General features: G+C 45.1%; 13 protein-coding genes. 8 read left to right on the top strand and 5 right to left on the bottom strand.

The window, feature by feature from the left end:
* Positions 1-206: 206 nt before the first annotated feature.
* Positions 207-5492 (bottom strand): S8 family serine peptidase, encoded by a 5286-nt coding sequence (locus FNC98_RS12515; protein WP_143581554.1) that lies wholly within the window; start codon positions 5490-5492, stop codon positions 207-209.
* A 640-nt stretch (positions 5493-6132) separates the two neighbouring features.
* On the opposite strand from FNC98_RS12515, the gene FNC98_RS12520 reads away from it, so the two are divergent.
* Positions 6133-7959: a DUF885 domain-containing protein gene (locus tag FNC98_RS12520; protein WP_185967959.1), complete on the top strand. Its 1827-nt coding sequence runs from the start codon at positions 6133-6135 to the stop codon at positions 7957-7959.
* A 70-nt stretch (positions 7960-8029) separates the two neighbouring features.
* Here the strand turns inward: FNC98_RS12520 and FNC98_RS12525 are convergent, their stop codons facing one another.
* On the bottom strand, positions 8030-8698 hold the full coding sequence (locus tag FNC98_RS12525; protein ID WP_143581555.1) for a PEP-CTERM sorting domain-containing protein: 669 nt from the start codon (positions 8696-8698) through the stop codon (positions 8030-8032).
* A gap of 276 nt (positions 8699-8974) precedes the next feature.
* Between FNC98_RS12525 and FNC98_RS12530 the strand changes: the two genes are divergently transcribed.
* The 6 genes from FNC98_RS12530 to FNC98_RS12555 all read left to right on the top strand — a co-directional run bounded on the left by FNC98_RS12530 (position 8975) and on the right by FNC98_RS12555 (position 14957).
* Entirely contained in the window at positions 8975-10024 is a 1050-nt protein-coding gene (locus tag FNC98_RS12530; protein WP_143581556.1) for a potassium channel family protein, read from the top strand.
* A complete protein-coding gene (locus FNC98_RS12535; protein ID WP_143581557.1) occupies positions 10017-10658 on the top strand; it encodes a YjfK family protein in 642 nt (213 codons plus the stop codon). The genes FNC98_RS12530 and FNC98_RS12535 overlap by 8 nt, the downstream gene beginning before the upstream one ends.
* 12 nt (positions 10659-10670) lie before the next feature.
* Positions 10671-11087 carry a DUF350 domain-containing protein gene (locus FNC98_RS12540; protein WP_143581558.1) on the top strand — a complete coding sequence of 139 codons (417 nt, stop codon included), beginning with the start codon at positions 10671-10673 and terminating at the stop codon, positions 11085-11087.
* A 22-nt stretch (positions 11088-11109) separates the two neighbouring features.
* Positions 11110-11718: a DUF1190 domain-containing protein gene (locus FNC98_RS12545; RefSeq protein WP_144035560.1), complete on the top strand. Its 609-nt coding sequence runs from the start codon at positions 11110-11112 to the stop codon at positions 11716-11718.
* 2 nt (positions 11719-11720) lie between these two features.
* Entirely contained in the window at positions 11721-12887 is a 1167-nt protein-coding gene (locus FNC98_RS12550; RefSeq protein WP_143581559.1) for a glutathionylspermidine synthase family protein, read from the top strand.
* A gap of 732 nt (positions 12888-13619) precedes the next feature.
* Positions 13620-14957 carry an amino acid permease gene (locus FNC98_RS12555; RefSeq protein WP_143581560.1) on the top strand — a complete coding sequence of 446 codons (1338 nt, stop codon included), beginning with the start codon at positions 13620-13622 and terminating at the stop codon, positions 14955-14957.
* On the opposite strand, the gene FNC98_RS12560 is transcribed toward FNC98_RS12555, so the two are convergent.
* From FNC98_RS12560 to FNC98_RS12570, 3 genes are all read right to left on the bottom strand, one after another.
* The gene (locus tag FNC98_RS12560) at positions 14944-16047 is read right to left on the bottom strand and encodes an aromatic ring-hydroxylating oxygenase subunit alpha (protein WP_143581561.1); all 1104 of its coding nucleotides are present in this window, start codon (positions 16045-16047) and stop codon (positions 14944-14946) included. The genes FNC98_RS12555 and FNC98_RS12560 overlap by 14 nt on opposite strands.
* Before the next feature lie 35 nt (positions 16048-16082).
* Entirely contained in the window at positions 16083-16721 is a 639-nt protein-coding gene (locus tag FNC98_RS12565) for a PEP-CTERM sorting domain-containing protein (protein WP_143581562.1), read from the bottom strand.
* Positions 16722-16955: 234 nt separating this feature from the next.
* Positions 16956-17855, bottom strand: a complete 900-nt coding sequence (locus tag FNC98_RS12570; protein WP_143581563.1) for a hydrogen peroxide-inducible genes activator — start codon at positions 17853-17855, stop codon at positions 16956-16958.
* Positions 17856-18002: 147 nt separating this feature from the next.
* On the opposite strand from FNC98_RS12570, the gene ahpC reads away from it, so the two are divergent.
* Positions 18003-18566, top strand: a complete 564-nt coding sequence (gene ahpC / locus FNC98_RS12575) for an alkyl hydroperoxide reductase subunit C (RefSeq protein WP_143581564.1) — start codon at positions 18003-18005, stop codon at positions 18564-18566.
* The last annotated feature ends 27 nt before the right edge of the window (positions 18567-18593 follow it).

Below are 18593 nucleotides of genomic sequence, written 5' to 3' on the forward strand. Positions count from 1 at the left end.
GAAAACGCCCTTCGAGTTGAGAGCGCTTTTACCCGGAGCGACGCTGTTGGTCGCGTCCCCCTAACCATAAGGCCCTTCGTTGTCACCGCGAGAGCTGTCACCTGAAAACCTGTACATATTAGGGTTTTCTTTCCGACGCAGTCTCCCCATAAAAAAGCCGGGGCAACTGCCCCGGCTTTAACATTGTTTAAGTCTAGTGACTTAGATTACTTGATGCGACGACGCATACCAGCAAATGCAAGAAGCATTAATGCTAAGTAACCTAGTGAACCACCTTTCTTCTTCTTCTTCTCTTCTTCAGGGTAAACACATGAACCGTCGTCAGTGTTTGCATTTGAATCGAAGTTGGTCGCGTTAGAATCGTTACAACCTAACTCGATGCCATCAGAGATAACATTTAGCATAAAGGTCGTACTTGCTTTATCCGCTGGGTTCTCAACATCAGCAACGGTAACCGTCACTTCCGTCATACCGTGGAAGTTTGCAGCAGGTACGATAGAAATGCTTGAACCAGACGTATGGCTCTCTACAACACCAGATACGTTGTCACCAGAAACCATGATTTCATTGACAGTGGTTAGCTCAGAGTTATCAGCATAGTAAACGTTCACGTCTACAGAACCGTTCTCTGCAACTTCCATATCAGCGATTGCAGATAACTGAATGTTACTAGGCGTTTCCAGGGTGTGGCTCATTTCAAAATCAGCCATGCCGTCAACAACACTGGTTGCCGTCATTACTTGATCAACACCTACCGCATCACGTTTAACTTGAGTCCAGATAGTGACTTCAAACTTTGAAGACTCAGGACCGTAGTAGTCGTAACAGATAACAAGGCCAGAGTGGATTTTGCTATCTAAGTCATCGTACGCATACTCTTCACCCAGGTAGCCACCTGCGATAGGACCACGAGAGTAGATAGGACCAGTGAAACCTTGCAGACCAATCGAACCACGGCCATTTTGGGTACCGAAGTCGATATTATCATAAGCAAAGTACAACTCATGCTCATCTTTACCGTAACGAGTATTTACGTTGAAGATTACCTGATAATCGTAGCGATCATCTTTCTCTTCCCAGATGTAAGGACGACCTGGTGCTGAGAAGTCACGACCACCGGAGGCATAACTACGTGCATTATCTACTTCGATAATACCCCAACCAGTTTGTGTGCTGGCTAGTGTAATCCCCGCTTTTTCAGTCCAGGTGTTAATTAACGGTACAGACATCATTTCAATACCAGTATTCATTGCACCAAGACCTACACCACGCCATAGAGGACCTACTGACTCATAAGGGAATGAGTTGTAAGGGAAGCCTAAGTGATATGGCCAGAAAGTCGGTTGTACCCAAAGGTCAAATAGACCATTACCACGTAAATTAATGGAATTTTGTGGATGAACATTCAGACGATCTGAGTTGTTGTATAGGTGCCATGAATCATATTGACCATTGAACAGAGCAGATACAGGTAATTCAACACCGCTACGGTATAGAATGCTGTTATCACCTACTGGGTTACCATTTTCATCTACACCGCTGTTAAAACCACTGAATATAGGAGCAAAACCAAACTTTTCAAGGTCAACATAACCACCTGGATTAGAGTTACCAAAGTTAGGCATACGACACATTGCATCTTCAACGTTAGTCGTCTGGATGTAGTAAGGCGTGATACCTGCAGTGTTTGGCTGCACACCAGAGATAGTAACAACACTACCGTCTACGGCGATGTCAGTTACGACATCAGGATTTGACGTAAAGATATCTTCGGCAGTGAAATGCATGCCTTCAGGCATGTTAGCCGTAATGGTAAACGCGCGATCCGCACCGGTGTCGTTCGGCTGAACTTCAAAGGTGTAAGGAATTACGTCACCAGCACGGGCTTTAGTCTGAGTCACATCTAAGTGAACATCATCAACACCACGCTCTAGTTTGAATGCCACTTTACCAACGTTACCAGCATTAACTTCCGAGGTACCGAAATCTAATACCGAGTAGTAGATGTCGCCTTCCATCATTTCCGGCATGTTGTAGTTCAATGTAGCGCTTACGGTGTTTTCACCGTCAGTAGGCTCTACATGCAAAGACATATCAGAAGCTACGGTATCGGTTACTACAGCAATCGAGTAGCTGAATACTTCGGCAGCGATATCTGGATATAAATTAGTCCAGTTAGGCGCCTGACCCCGTAATTCACCAGAGTTGTAGATTACCGCCCAGTATGTGCCTTCTTCAGGATTGTTGATGTTACAGAAGTTGTTGTATTGAATGTGGTTTGACACACAAAGAATTTCTTCAAACGGATCTGCTTCACCGTTACCGTTGTAATCCTTACCTACATAAACAAGAGCATTACCCTTATCCATGAAGCCTTCAAGATCTGACTCAATGGTACCTTGCATTTCAACCATAAGACGCTTAGCACCGGCTGGTACTTCGATCATTTCAACGTGAGTTGCTTCATCCATACGGAAAGATGCAGGAACATCATCAGTATTTGCAGACCACGGGAAATAGCCGTCATCATCTTTTGGTAGCGCTACGGTTTTAACATCCGCTTTAACAGGTGCATAAACACGAGTATAAGGGTTGTCTAGGGCAGGTAATTCAAGACCGTTAAACTGGAAGCTACCTTCGTTGCGATGAGCAACGGCACGAAGACGCGAAGGCATGCCATTTTTCGAGAACTTGAATGCAACCGGAAGATGAACTTCCGTGCTTGCACCGTTAGTTTCAGTAAGGATAACGTCAGAGTGTAATTCCACTTCGGCGTTCGAGAACCAATCCTGGGTATCCATGATTGATGCTTCAAAAACAACTGTCTGCGTTTCACCTGCTTTCAGAGAGAACTCGCTTGGTGTGGCAGAGATGTTTACACCATTTTGTGCGGACTGATTCCATATATCGAAGTCCCAGTTAAGCACGTCAGAGTGGTCGACAGACCAGGAACCATCTTTGGTCGCTTTAAACGTACGCGTCCATTGACAGGTAGGCTTACACTCAAAGTTAACTAACTGAGGAATGTTCAGGCGATGAACCTGACCACCATTTCCAGGGTTTGCAGCTTTGAAGTTTTCAATGGTTTCGTCCATTACAAGACCGGTATCAATTGCTTCGGCAACATTGATACGGCCTGCACCGGCACGATAGATAAAGGCTTCACCGATATCACCATTAGGCTGATTCTGACGACGGTAACGAACTACGTTATCAGCGGTTAGCATCAGTGCTGATTGAACTTCGGTAGGCGTCCAGTCAGGATGTGCCTGACGGATTAGCGCCATTGCACCAGCAACATGAGGAGAAGCCATTGAGGTACCACTGATTGCGATATAATCTGTGTTACCCATGTTACCTACGAACGGATGTTCATCGGCGTAAGCAGCATAGATATTTACACCAGGAGCAGCAATTTGTGGAATTAGCATTTCTGGCGTTGAATTACTCGGGCCACGTGAAGAGAAAGGCGCTAACCAATCACCGTTTTCTTCGTTGTGATCGTTATAAATCGCCGTTTTACCGATAGTGATCATATGACCTTTTTCGGACCAGGAATCAATCCAGTCTTCAAAACCATAGTTGTAACCATCTTCACCCCAAGTCGTTACTTCACCATCCCACTGCTCACGAGTTAAATGCACTGAAGGTAAGTCGTAAGCTACGGTCGGTACACTATCGCCTTTGGCGTAGTTGTACATGATGAAACCGTCTGCGCCACCGGCTTTGACGTTGGCAACTTTAGCGGTACGGGCAATACCATTTGGATCAGCCAGGTTATTACGCTGACAAACTACGATTACATTGGTTTCACCACTTGCGGCACCAACAATTGGCGTACCGTCTTTATAGAAATCAAAGGTACCAGCTGGATATTCGGTACCACAGTACCCGCCCCAGTCTTTGGTCCCATTAACATCAGCATAGTCTTTCGCCCAAACAACAACACCCGTTAATTCAGTATCATTGATTGCGCCACCCATACGACCGCTTTCGCTCCACCAAGGAACCTCTGAACCTAACGGTGCGCCAGCTTCGTCATTAGCAAAGCCCGCATATGAAATCGGTGTATCAACGCGAGTAACACGGTCGTGAGTAGTCGCAGCAACCGATGCTAACCATGGCGATGCATGGTCAATATAGCCAAAGTATTCACTAGCCCCTGCCTGACCGCCATTACCAGCAGCCACGGCAACGTTAATGCCAGCTTCACGAGCTGAAAGGAAGCCAAGCTCTACACCATCATCCCATGGAGAAACGTTATCGATACCACCGATAGAAAAGTTGATTACATCAACGCCGTCTTTAATGGCATCTTCAATACCACCAATCATTGACTCCCATGGACAGCCTTGATAGCCAGATTCATTAGACGCGTGACATACCTGATATGAAACGATGTTGGCATGTGGCGCAACACCAGACAGGTTAAACATGTCTTCTTTTACCAACGTACCGTCAGCAGGCTGACCGGTGAACTCGGGTAAAACATAATCAACGTCGTTAAGTACGTTACCCGCCGCAGTACCTGCAACGTGAGAACCGTGACCCTGATAATCTTCACCGATAGCCGGGAAGCCTGGGATCATGTCATCAAACGCATCAGTAATGACGTCATAAGTACGAATACCGATAAGTTTATCGTTACACAGATCTTCATTACCTGCTTCCGCACAAGCACCTACGTATACACCAGCACCCCAAGGGTTAGTGTGGTCGTAGCCATCATCGCCAATGTCAGCGAATGAAGGGTGATCTGAGTTGATACCGGTATCAATGATACCCATGATGATGCCTTCACCTTTGAAAGGCACGCCCTGTTCGGTCGAACCCGTCCAGACCTGGTCTGCACTGATCTTTTGTGGGCCAGCATCGGTATGTAGCTCATAGGTTTTCGCTCGGTGAACGAATTCAACCTGAGGAAGTTGTGAAACGCGTTTCGCTTCTTCCTGAGTCATTTCTACCGTGTAAGCGTTAACAGCAGTGGTAAATTGCTTACGAACTTGTTTAGTACCAACAACGCGGTTCATTTCGGTGATTGCCGCTACCTGTTGGTTTTGCAGGTAGTTAGTGTAAGCAACGATACGATCAGTGGTTGGTTTGCCAGCTTCATACAGGCTGTTTACGCCCATATCGCGGCTAAGTGTTTTAACGTGTGTACCTTGTAAACCATCGATACCGCCGGTGTATAGGGCAGTTGGCTTGTCTTTAAGACGTACTACGTAGATGTGCTCGCCGGTAATATCGGCTTCTTCAAAGAACTTGGCACGTTGTGAATTAACCTGAACGTTTAATCCATCATTTTCCAACATAGAACCAGTTGATACCTGGTTGTTGGTGCCAATTTGTAATTCGTTAATTTGCTCCTGGGTCAGGTTTGGTGTGCTCAACGTATGTACTTCATCCGTTGGCGCTAAACCTGCAGCAGCGTACATTGAACCAGCGCTGTATAACGCGATAGCTAATGCACTTGTAATGCTGTTTATTCTCACCTTAAAACTCCAAATGTCGTTATATTTTTTATCGCCAATTTTATTGGGCAGCATAAGATATAACCGGATTTAAGGTTTGGACGTGAGTCTATTTGTGTAGCATTTTGTAGCATTATCATACAAAAGCTTTCGTAGTAAAAATTGCATAGATTGTGAATAAACACCCAACCAGAAAAAGTTTCTATGGTTTTCGTAAATCTTTTTAGGGTGTTAGTGATATGAATAAAACCTTGCCTACAACTAAAAAAACGGAAACCTTTCCAAAAAAAAGCGCGTAAAACAGCAAAATCAGAGCTTAAAACTGTTCAAATCAATGCATGTCGGGTAATCGCCGACGGATTTAGGCGAAAAACCCTCCCGATAAAGCTCAGACAAGCTAAAAATGCACAACAGCGCCTCCTGAATAATTAGTCGAACAGCAAAAAAACTCACTTGTACGAATAACCGACTATTAAACACTAACTTTTAACCAGGTCGAAACCCTCTGATTTTAATGTATTTCCCTGCCATATTTGCTAACTATCCAGCAGACCTGATAATGTAATTACCATCATGAATTTTAACGAATTAATTTCGTCTATTTCATGCCTGAAGCAAACGAATCTCAAACTGAAAATAACAACTAAAATACGGGACGATAATGATTAAAGCTTTATTTAAGTGGTTCGGATTATTGGTGTTAGCCATAATCCTGCTCGGCGGAAGTTTCGCCGCCCATGAATGGTATGCAAAAAAACCTTTTATGTTTCGAGCCTACCTGGACCGCGCCATGGTAAAAATGGCGTTTTCCGATCCGGAAACGTTGACCTCACTCGGCTTTTTGGAAAGCATGGGGATCAAAGGACACAATGCCCATCTTGATGATGTCGATCCGAAAAACTCCGAAAAAATGTTTGCCGAACTGTCTGAGTTTCGCGCGGGTTTAGAACAATATGCGGATCAAGATCTGGACCGCCAGCAAAAAATGTCCAAAGACATCGCTATCTATCTGATGGATATTGCTGAACAGGCAAAACCATTTCGTTATCACTATTACCCCGCTAATCAGCTATTCGGTATTCAAAACGGTTTTCCAAGCTTTATGGAAGCCTCACATCAGGTACATACGGTGGAAGACGCGGAAAATTACAATTCTCGGTTAAGTGAATTGCCACGTAAATTTGATCAGTATCTAATGGATTTACGAATTCGTGAAGAAAAAGGCATTATTCCACCGCGCTTTGTGATCGACCGAATCTTAGAAGAAATGCAAAACTTTGTGGATACGCCGGCGACTGAAAATATCCTCTACACCTCTTTGGTGACTAAAATGGACGACAGTGAGGAAATCAGCGATGAACAGCAGCAACAGTTATTAGCGAAAAGCGAGCAATTGATTAACGAGTCTGTCTATGTAGCCTATCAGGGCTTTATTGACTACTTCACTGAATTAGCGCCAAAAGCAGGCAATGATCACGGTTACTGGCACTTGCCAAACGGTGAAGAAGCCTACAAATTAGCGCTTAAACTATTTACTACCACCGACTACAGTGCTGAGTATATTCACAGCTTAGGTTTGCAGGAAGTGGCGCGAATTCAAGGCGAAATGATGGAAATTTTTGCCGAGTTAGGCGTAGATACCAGCAATGGTTACACTGCTGCCATGGCCGAATTTTCTGCTCAGGATAAATTTTATTATGAAGACAGTGATGAAGGTCGCGCCCAAATCCTCGCCGATTATCAGACGATATTGGACGAAATTGATGCTGGTATCGACAGCGCCTTTAATATCCGTCCCAAAGCGGGAATGGAAGTCGTCCGAATCCCTGAGTTTAAAGAGAAAACTTCACCAGGCGCTTATTATCAGCAGCCGGCATTGGATGGCTCTCGTCCGGGTCGTTTTTTTGCAAACCTTTATGATATAAAAGCTACACCAAAATTTGGCATGCGCACTCTGGCCTACCATGAAGGTATCCCAGGTCATCATTTTCAAATCGCCATTGCCATGGAATTGGAAGGTATGCCATTTCTTCGTCGCTTTGCGCCATTTACTGCTTACACGGAAGGCTGGGCGCTGTATTCAGAGCAAGTTGCCTGGGAGCACGGTTTTCAATCCAACCCGGAAGACAATATCGGCCGTTTAACCGCAGAATTGTTCCGTGCAGTACGTTTAGTCGTTGATACTGGTATTCACCACAAACGCTGGACTCGTGAAGAGGGTATCGAATACATGGCAAACAATACCGGCATGGCAGAGCGCGATGTCGTTGCCGAAATTGAACGCTATATCGTTATGCCGGGTCAGGCAACAGCGTATAAAGTGGGAATGATAAAGATTCTTGAATTGCGCGAGAAAGCGATGGCTCAGCTTGGTGATAAATTTGATATTCGTGATTTTCACGATGCGGTGTTGAAAAACGGTGCGGTACCGTTAAGTATGCTTGAAGACATTATCGACAACTACATCGAAACAACGCTGGCAAGCTAAGGTTTTTGTTGATGTAACCCATGAAAAAACGCCCTTTCCGGGCGTTTTTCAATGAGAGTGTTTGGAATTGCTATTTACGGAAACGGCCAAGACCCAGTAAACCTAAACCAAGCATTAGCATGGTAGCAGGTTCAGGAACTTCCTGAGGTGGGCCCTCTCGCACTTCTCGAAATGAAATTTCTTCGATATAACCACGAAATTCGGGAGCTTTAAACGTTCTCAACATTGACGTATCAACCACACTAAAGGTGAATACGCTACTGTTCAGTGCATCTGGAAACATTCCTGAGCCGGTATCATAGTCTGAAGCGTTCAGCATAACGGAGCCAAAATCGCCGGAAACTTGCACGGTTCCGGCAACCGTATCTGAATGATCGCCATTAAAAAGCACGCTCAGTAACGACACGGTACGATCAAAAGTGAATACCAGAATTTCACCTAACCCCCAGTTATCTCCGGCAACCTCAGAACCACCATCAACACCAAGACCGCCATTTGCCGGCCAGTCCTGGATTACATTACTGCCGTCATTGCCCGACGTCACCACAAAATCGAGGCCACAGGAAAAGGACAATCCGTCAGCATTGCCATCAATATCGGGATTTTGTAAATCAAAGATGATGTGGTTGGTAGCACCTGTGGTGCAATTTGAGGAATCTCCGGCAACGGGAGCTGAAAGCACCTGACTGGCAAAAAACAAACCAAGCAGCGCCGTACAACTTTGTTTTAATATTTTCATATTCAATCCTTGTACAATTATTGTTGTTGTGCCAATAAACCTTTAATGGCCCTCCTGTTCAGCAAAAAACATACCAATATCAATCACTTCCCTGAACCCACCGAAAACCCTGGCAATCCTCGGGATTTATCAGGGACCGATGTTGCTCACCCCTGCATTTTGTAAAAATTTTTGACAACCCTGGCAACTGGCTTTACATACGTGTGCTCCCTGTTAAGATACTGACAAATTATGTCAAGGCCCGTCCCGCAATAGCAGCTACTAACAAAATAATTAATGTCTATTTTTCTGCGATTAAAACAACTTTTCCTGCGCCAATTACTTCATCTTCCCTGGCAAGGTGTATTACTACTTACGGTGGGTTATATCGCCCTAAGCTGGATATTACTGACCCTCAGTGGTGAATCAGAGCTGGTACAGGAACAAAACTTTTTATATTTCCTGATGGTTACTGCATCAACCGTTGGTTATGGTGACTTCTCGCCGCAATCCCAGCCAGGTAAGTATGTTGTAGCATTATTTATTATCCCCGCAGGGTTAAGTTTATTTGGTTTACTGATTGGTCGAGTGATTGGCTTTTTCTCTGATCAGTGGCGAAAAGGAGTGAAAGGCTTGAAAACCTTAAATTACGATAATCACATTCTGGTCATCGGCTGGAATGAAGGGCGAACCATGCAGCTATTAAAGCTGTTAAAACGGGAGATGGATTTTCACAGTGATAAACAGGATATTGCGCTATGTGTCAGAGCCGATATCGAAAACCCGCAACCGGAACAAATTGGCTTTGTAAGAGTACTGAACTTTACCAGCGACGAAGAAATGGATCGTGCCGGGGTAAGCAATGCCAGCTGTATTGTTATCGATACCCAAGATGATGATGTCACCATGACTACCGCTTTGTACTGCGCATCCAGAAACCCAGACGCCCATACCATCGCCTATTTTCAGGATGACCAGTTGGGTAATCTTTTAAAACAACATTGTCCGAATATCGAATGTATGCCATCGGTAGGAGTTGAATTGATTGCAAAATCCGCCGTCGATCCCGGTTCCAGCCTATTGCACCATCAATTACTGGATGTTGGTCAGGGTATGACCCAGTATTCGTTGCAATATCAGGGGAAACAGGCATTACAAGTCGCCGCTGTATTTATCGCATTGAAAAAACACTATCAGGCAACCTTAATCGGTATTTCACCAAATGGTTACGATACGCTGGAGTTGAACCCGGATTTAGAAAAAATCGTCGCACCGGACAGCACGCTATACTACATTGCCGATGAAAGGCTGAATAATATTAACTGGGAATTGTTCACCAATGTTTAACTGGTTCAAGAAAAAAACGGAAAAAATTGAAGATAAGGCTCCCGAAATACTTGGATTGAGGCTTGGCGGAGCATTTGATTTGGACACGGTAAAAATGACTTTTATCGAACCCGAGCTTATCATCAACGGCGCCGCAAAAACTCAATTTATTGAAGCCGTAGGCATGGTTAGACTCGATGAGCAAACCACGGTACTGCGTTATTACACCGACGATGAAGGCTATATTCAGGTCCTGGTCAGAGGCGAGCTAAAAGACGAGAATATCGAAGATGTTAAGTTGATGTATTTCTTTGATACTAAAGGAATAGGCTCCGAAAAGGACTGGGAAAATGCGCTTAATCGAGATATCAGTCTGCCAAATCTGTACCTGCAAGGCCACACCTTTACTCGGGTGTGGGAAAGTAGCGGTACCAGCTCACCACCAGTAGCAATGACCGAAAAAACTTACCACAAAGACGGTAGCATTAGTGAAACCGATCAATTTGCGATGTTGTACGAGCGCCAGTTTGGTGACGAAAAATACGAATATGCCATGCTGCTTGGTGAAGAAAAAATCATCAACAATCAACATGACAGATGCTTAGTTACCGTTACTGGCTTCGATTTACAACCATCCGATATTTATATTATTTAACAGGAACAATACATGGAATCTGTGACCAACCTATTAGCCGGCTTAGGCAGTTTCGCCATTTACTTTTTCATCAGCTTGTTGATGCTTGTAATATTTAAGTGGGTTTACGCCTTTGTTACCCCTCATGATGAGTGGCAACTGGTTAAAGAAGAACAAAATACCGCTGCAGCCATTGGCCTGATGGGCGCCGTTGTCGGCTTTGCTATTGCTCTGGCCGGAGCAATAGCAAACTCGATCGCACTACTGGATTTTGTAGTCTGGGGTGTCGTGGCGCTGATTGCACAAATTCTTGCATTCTTTATTGTCCGCTTTGTATTCATGCCAAAAATCGTGCAACGCATCATCAATAACGAAGTTACCGCTGGTATCATCCTGGCCGGTATGTCGATTGCCGTAGGTTTGCTCAATGCTGCCTGTATGACTTATTAATCCGGTATAAAAGGACGAAATGATGAAACGCAGTCAATCAATTAACCTCAGCCGGATGAGAAAAATTTCCACTGGTAAAGTCATCAAGCCTCTAGCCGTTGTGGCCGGCGTAACAGGCCTGAGCGCCTGTGGCAACAGTGAAGAAGCCGTTGTTTACAAAGATATTGATCATTGCCTGAGCGACAATCCCGGTTTAGAGCAACAATGTGATACCGCATATCAACAGGCTTTGAATGCGGCCGAGGAAAGCGGCCCAAAGTATCCTCGCAAGTATCATTGTGAGGAGGAATTTGGTAGTAACCGTTGTTATCAATATACCATGAATAATGGTCAAAACGTCTTTGTACCATTAATGGCAGGATTCCTGTTTTCTCGATATATGGACAATCGTTATCGTTCTGCGCCTTTGTATACTTCCTATAGTTATCACTCACCATTTTACGGCTACTGGTCGTCCGTAGATGGCAAGCGCTATGGCCGAGCGAAATATGGAAAAACCAAAGTAAATAAAAAGGCATTCGATAAAAAACCTAAAGTTACCCGAACAATTTCCCGGGGTGGATTTGGCTCTAAAGTTGCGGCCAGCTCTTCATTCCGAGGCAGCTCATCACGCGGCGGCTGGGGCGGTTAACCTTGATCCGATTTCCAACACCAGAGCGCATCAATTGGCAACAAAAAGCCGAACAATTCGGTTTTCATTTTCATACCATGTATGGCGAACCCTACTGGGATGAACGTAATTACTACCAATTTTCCTTAGCGCAAATTGAGCAGGATTTGGAACAACCGACTGAAGATATACATCAACTCTGTCTGCAAGCTGTCGATAAGGTTGTCAACGATGATGCATTGTTGGCTAAGTTTCAAATTCCGCGCCAGTTCTGGCAATGGATAAAATCCTCCTGGAATGCTCAGGAGCCATGTTTATATGCTCGATTAGATCTCGCCTATAACGGCACTGGCCCGGCAAAACTGTATGAAAACAATGCCGATACCCCAACCAGTTTGTACGAATCCGGTTTCTGGCAGTGGCTTTGGTTAGAGGATAAAGTCAATCGAGGCGATATTCTGCGCAGTGCCGATCAATTTAATAGTCTGCAGGAAAAACTGGTACAGCGATTTTCCTACCTCAAAAACCAATACCCCGGCGAAATTCTGCATATGTCCTGCTGTATGGATACCGAGGAAGACAGGGGCACGGTGCAATATCTTCAGGATTGCGCTGAAGAGGCCGGCATTAAAACCAAGTTTATTTACATCGAAGATATCGGCCATGGTGAAGGCGATGTATTAACCGATTTAGACGATCAGGTTATTACCTGGATGTTCAAGCTTTATCCATGGGAATTCATGCTTCGCGAAGAGTATGCACCGCTGTTGTTAAGCGCTAACGTAAAATGGCTTGAACCACCCTGGAAAGCGGTTCTTTCAAACAAAGCCATATTGCCGGTGTTATGGGATATGTTTACCGGACACCCTAACCTGTTACCAACATTTTTCAGCGAAGAAGAAGCAAAACAATCCCTGTCCCGCTACGTGAAAAAACCGATTTTTGCCCGTGAAGGTGCCAATATCAGCATTTATCAGGATGGTGAGGAAATCGTCAGTTCCGATGGGCCCTATGGTGAAGAGGGTTATATCTATCAGGCATATTACCCGATGCCAAAGTTTGGTGATGATCACACTTTAATAGGTTCCTGGCTAATAGATGATATCGCCTGCGGCATGTCGATTCGTGAGGACAAAGCGATGATCACTCAGGATTTGTCGCGATTTGTACCGCATGTGATTGTTGATTAAGAAGCCATGGTATTAGCGGGCTTCTTAAAGGTGACAATCACGGGAAAGACACCGTGATAAGGTGACAATCGCGCAAAATACGCGATAGCTGACAGTCCGGAAAAGAAACCGGACTGCTGACAGATGTGGCCAACTGCGCCACATCAGGTGACGACCCTAACTTCGACAACGTCCTCTTCGACGCCAGTCTGTCACCCGAAAACACGACAAACAGAGTGCTTTCTATCTCGACGCCAGTCTGTCACCCGAAAGCACGACAAACAGAGGGCTTTCTATCTCGACGTTAGTCTGTCACCCGAAAGCACGACAAACAGAGGGCTTTCTATCTCGACGTTAGTCTGTCACCTGAAAGCACGAAAAACAGAGTGCTTTCTATCTCGACGTTAGTCTGTCACCCGAAAGCACGACAAACAGAGTGCTTTCTATCTCGACGTTAGTCTGTCACCTGAAAGCACGAAAAACAGAGGGCTTTCTATCTCGACGCCAGTCTGTCACCCGAAAGCACGACAAACAGAGGGCTTTCTATCTCGACGTTAGTCTGTCACCCGGAAGTACGACAAACAGAGGGCTTTCTATCTCGACGTTAGTCTGTCACCCGGAAGTACGACAAGTGAGTACTTTCTATCTCGACGCCAGTCTGTCACCTTTTAAAGTTACGATGCCTCCGCACCGTAACTTGCCTTTAAGTGCCCTTCCTTTTAATCTGGTTAAAAAATAACAATAAGTTTAACGATGAAAGAATCAGGTTCTACAGGTAAAGCAAATCTTGGATTTTGGACAGCCACCTCGATCGTGACCGGGAGCATGATCGGCAGCGGTGTATTCTTGCTACCAGCATCACTGGCTAGTTTTGGTAGCATCAGCCTCGGTGGCTGGCTGTTTACCGCATTAGGCTCGCTATCGCTGGCTTATGTGTTCGCGAAATTATCGCAATATATCCGCGGTTCAGGTGGTCAATACCTGTATTGTCGACAAGCTTTTGGCCCCCTCACAGGCTTTTTTACCGCCTGGGGTTATTGGCTGTGTGTAGTCTCAGCTAATGCCGCAATCGCTATTGCCCTGGTGAGTTACCTCACCGTATTTTTCCCGGTTCTGAAACAATCCAACCTGTTATCGATGTTAACCACCTTAGGCTTTATCTGGGGGTTGGCCCTGGTAAACATTCGCGGCGTTAAGCTAGCCGGCAAGGTCCAGCTGCTCACCACATTGCTCAAACTATTACCATTATTGGCAATTGCCTTTATTGGTCTGTTTTATATTAATCCCGAACATTTCACTCCGGTAAATCTCAGTGAACAATCGAATTTCTCGGCATTAACAGCAACGGCAGCATTAACCATGTGGGCATTTGTGGGTATGGAAGCGGCAAACAATATTGCCGGTGAAATCAAAGAACCGGAGAAAAATGTGCCAAGAGCGGCGCTTATTGGAACCATGATTAGTGCTATCGTTTATATCTTCGGATTTATTGCAGTCCTGGGCATTATTCCACCGGAAACACTGCAACAGTCGAACGCACCGTATGCAGAAACTGCCGCATTTTTATGGGGTGATACCGGCTATTATCTCATTGCCATTTGCGCCGTTATCTCCTGTTTCGGCGCATTAAATGGCTGGACCTTGGCAGTCGCTCAAATTCCCTTAGCAGCGGCGAAAGAAAATATGTTTCTTAAGACATTCGGTAAGCTATCACGATTTCAGACGCCGGCTAACGGTATCGTGATCTCTACCCTGTTAGTCAGTGTGCTGATATTGATGAATTACAATGAGAGTCTGATCGATCAATTTACGATTGTGATCTTGCTATCGACATTAACATCCGTATTGCCTTATCTGGTTTCATCCATCGCTCACTTAAAAATGTCCGACAAATCAACGCCCAGATATTCCCCGGTAAATTCCATAATCACCATTTTTGCCGCGATATTTTCTGCCTGGATAGTCTATAGCATCGGATTGAAAACGGTGATATTTGGTCTGATTCTGCTGCTGGCCGGCTTTCCTATGTATTGGTATTTGCAAAAACAAAAACCGCAGAAGGTAGCCGATTCTCAGGTCAACAGCCCCTGATTAAATCCTGATAAAGTAGCCGGTGAAATAGATGTTCGCCGGCTTCTTTGCTCACCGATAAGCGCCCGGTATCAAAGCCGCGGCTATTTAAACCGATTTGCACGGATTCGCAAATATCCGCATCCTCCTGTTGCACGCTATCGGCTACGGCAACACTATTAGCTCTGAACTTCGCATCGATATCGTCGGCAAAGTAATAGTCGAACACAACCTCACAGCTGTCTTGGGTAACGGGAAAGACCCGCATAACCCCACACACGCCCTGATAACAGTTAAACATCAGGTTCGGATAAAGCCAGACATAATTAGCCGTACCCTTGCGAACCTGGCCAATATCTCCTGAGGAAGGTTTAGTCGGACATGATTGCCAGCAAGCCTTGTCGACAATTTCAATGCGATAGCGACTGTTGTCTAATGCCGTACTCAACCCTCGGTGTAAAACCGGCACATGAAAACCACCATCAAGATAGTTGTCGACATAAACTTTCCAATTACACTGCAACTGATACTTGCGGCTTTGATAATACTGGCAGTCAAGCATATTCAATTCATCGAGCCGTTGCTCAACTGCAGAGTCGGTGGTGAATAATGGCGGTGCGTCATTGTCAAAACATACAAACAGCCAGTGCCAATATTGTTTACAGTGAATTTCCACCAGACCATTATCTGCCTGATTAAAGTTGTTAACGCCAGCAAATTCTCTATGGCCCACTAATTGGCCTTCCAGGTTGTAAGTCCAGCCGTGATAAGGGCATACCAGTTTTCTACAGCTTCCAGTTGTCGTCTCTTTACCATTGCCTTTCAACATGGCGCCATGGTGTCGACAGATGTTGTAAAAAGCGCGAGTCGTATGGTTAGAGTTGACGATAATGATCGGTTGTCCAGCAACCTGCATAGCGACATAGTCACCGTCATTGGCAATTTCGTCAGCCCGGGCGACTAACAACCACTGATGGTGGAATACGGTTTGTTGTTCGAGATGATGAATAGCTGGTTGGTTGTACCAGGCGCTTGGCGGCGTATGCGCATCCGCCAAGCTTGAAGCATCCTGGTATTGATGGATAGACTGGTAAGGGTCGAAGGGTTTCACCTGTACTTCTATCGCGATTTATCGGCAGTAGATGTCTATTTACGGCGCAGTTTCATACCGCCGAACCCCAGTAAAGCGCCGGCAAGAAGCAGCATAGTTCCAGGTTCAGGAATGCCTTGTGGTGGTTCACCGATAAAGAAGGTTAAAGATTCCAGATATCCGGTGAACTGATTTTCAGCACCGGCAATGGTAAATACGCTACCTGCAATTGGCAACATTAGCTCAGAACCTACGACATAATACATAGAGGTATCGAGAACTCCACCATTAACCAAAACCAGACCATCAGCCATTTCCTGATGGCCATCTTGCCCCATCAGTCCATTGAAGCTGATACCCGTGATAGTGACATCTTCATTAAAGGACAGAATGAGCACGTCTCCGGCTCCAAGATTATCTCCATCATTGGCGCTATCGACACCAAGTCCGCCATTTGCAGGGAAATCCTGAATAACAACTGCTTGACTGGTAACAATCAGTTCCAAGCCGAAATAAGTGAAAGATAAGCCCATGCCTTCGCCAACAATATCTGACGATACCAGGTCGAATATAAGGGTGATGGAACCGTCTTCGTTTTCAAGGAAATCGGTTTGGCCTGGGATCACCGCACTATAACTAGCTCCTGAAAACAGGGTAATTACTGCGGCGACAAATAAGTTTTTGAAAAGCTTCATGGAATCTCCTGCATCGAAATAATCAATGACAACTACCCACGGAGATTATTATTACTGTTATAAACCTTAAGGATCGTTTATCACTAAACTTTGTATTCCCGCTTTACAAGCACGATTCAAACCAACTTTACGATGGCTGATTTTTTTACATTTTTTCAATAAGTTGTATCCAAGCAAATAATCGAGTAGCTAGTACTATTGAGTAACTGTAAATTTCCATGACACCGATGCATGTCAGACTTTACCAGCCAACTGCTGACGAAAATTGCGGATTAAACACTCGATATTTTGAGTACCTACATAATTAGGTCGGATCAAAAATGCTAATCTTCGATGCGGTCCGGGCTCATCCAAATGCACGGCTCGAAGCTCAGCACTGTTTTTAACCAGCGAATCAAGCGCCATCTCAGGCACTAACGTGCTACCCAGTTTACCCGCCACCATTTGTACTAGTGTCGTCAAACTGGTGCCACTAAAGCTTGAGTCACTCTGGCTACTGGGCATATGACAGGCCGCCAAGGCATGATCTTTTAAGCAATGACCGTCTTTGAGCAATAATAAATGCGACAAATCCATCTCTTCAGAACGAATTTCTTTAAGCCGCGCTAATTCATCCTGCTCATGGGTCACCCAGTAAAAATCTTCCTGCCAGAACTCAAACGCTATCAAACCTTCATGGGGAAAAGGCAACGCCAGAATCGCCGTATCTAATTCTCCACGACGCACCATATCCACTAATACATGGGATTTCTCTTCGACAATTTTTAGTTGCGATTGCGGATATTCTTGCCGCACCCCAGGTAATACTTTTGGCAACAGGAAAGGTGCTATGGTCGGTATCACACCGATACTTATCGGAGCCGACAATGGCTGCTTGTGCATTTGCGACATTACATACAGCTCATCAACGCCAAGCTTTATTTTCCGCGCCTGCTGTAAAATCCCCTTCCCCAGCTCGGTAACAAGAACCTTTTTATTGTCGCGCTCGAAGACGGTTACGCCCAATTGTTTTTCAAGTTCGTTGATAGCGGTACTGAGCGCAGATTGAGACACCGCGCAATGATCGGCAGCCTTTTTAAAGTGCAGGTATTTTTCCACCGCCAGGGCATAGTTAATTTGTTTAAGAGAAATCAAGACTCCACCTTTAGTTCAATAAAACTGATTATTAAATTCTATTTAATTAATTTTATTAATCAACCCCATCCCTTTAATCTTTACCCATCGAGTCGGAACGAGCCGACATTAACGATTAATTCCATCTAGCTAACGAGGAAAACAACAATGGCTAACATTAACCAATCTATCCCTGATTTCAAAGCTGAAGCATTTCACAATGGTGAATTCCGAACCATCACCAGCGATGACGTAAAAGGCAAATGGTCAATCTTTTTATTCTACCCAGCGGACTTCACGTTTGTGTGTCCGACCGAGTTAGAAGATATGGCAAACCAGTATCCTGAGCTTCAGGAATTAGGTGTTGAGGTATACGCGGTCTCTACTGACACTCACTTCTCTCACAAAGCCTGGCACGACACCAGCGACGCTATCGGCAAAATCAAATTCCCGATGCTCGGCGACCAAACCGGTCACATCACCCGTGGCTTTGATGTGATGATCGAAGAAGATCATATGGCAATGCGCGGTACCTTCCTGGCTGACCCTGACGGCATTATTCAGGTAGCAGAAATTCACAACGGTGGTATCGGACGCAGTGCTAAAGACATGGTTCGTAAAGTAAAAGCGGCTCAATATGTGCGTGCTAATGACGGCGAAGTATGTCCGGCAGCCTGGGAACAGGGTGAACAAACATTAACGCCTAGCCTGGACTTAGTTGGCAAAATCTAAACGCCACTATCCGCACATTCATTAGCT

This window comes from Thalassotalea sp. PS06 (assembly GCF_007197775.1).
Classification (GTDB): domain Bacteria; phylum Pseudomonadota; class Gammaproteobacteria; order Enterobacterales; family Alteromonadaceae; genus Thalassotalea_A.

Bases quoted from the DNA above. Each gene is read 5' to 3' on its own strand.
- FNC98_RS12520 (WP_185967959.1), top strand. From the start codon at position 6,133: ATGATTAAAGCTTTATTTAAGTGGTTCGGATTATTGGTGTTAGCCATA.
- FNC98_RS12525 (WP_143581555.1), bottom strand. From the start codon at position 8,698: ATGAAAATATTAAAACAAAGTTGTACGGCGCTGCTTGGTTTGTTTTTT.
- FNC98_RS12530 (WP_143581556.1), top strand. From the start codon at position 8,975: ATGTCTATTTTTCTGCGATTAAAACAACTTTTCCTGCGCCAATTACTT.
- FNC98_RS12535 (WP_143581557.1), top strand. From the start codon at position 10,017: ATGTTTAACTGGTTCAAGAAAAAAACGGAAAAAATTGAAGATAAGGCT.
- FNC98_RS12540 (WP_143581558.1), top strand. From the start codon at position 10,671: ATGGAATCTGTGACCAACCTATTAGCCGGCTTAGGCAGTTTCGCCATT.
- FNC98_RS12545 (WP_144035560.1), top strand. From the start codon at position 11,110: ATGAAACGCAGTCAATCAATTAACCTCAGCCGGATGAGAAAAATTTCC.
- FNC98_RS12555 (WP_143581560.1), top strand. From the start codon at position 13,620: ATGAAAGAATCAGGTTCTACAGGTAAAGCAAATCTTGGATTTTGGACA.
- FNC98_RS12565 (WP_143581562.1), bottom strand. From the start codon at position 16,721: ATGAAGCTTTTCAAAAACTTATTTGTCGCCGCAGTAATTACCCTGTTT.
- ahpC (WP_143581564.1), top strand. From the start codon at position 18,003: ATGGCTAACATTAACCAATCTATCCCTGATTTCAAAGCTGAAGCATTT.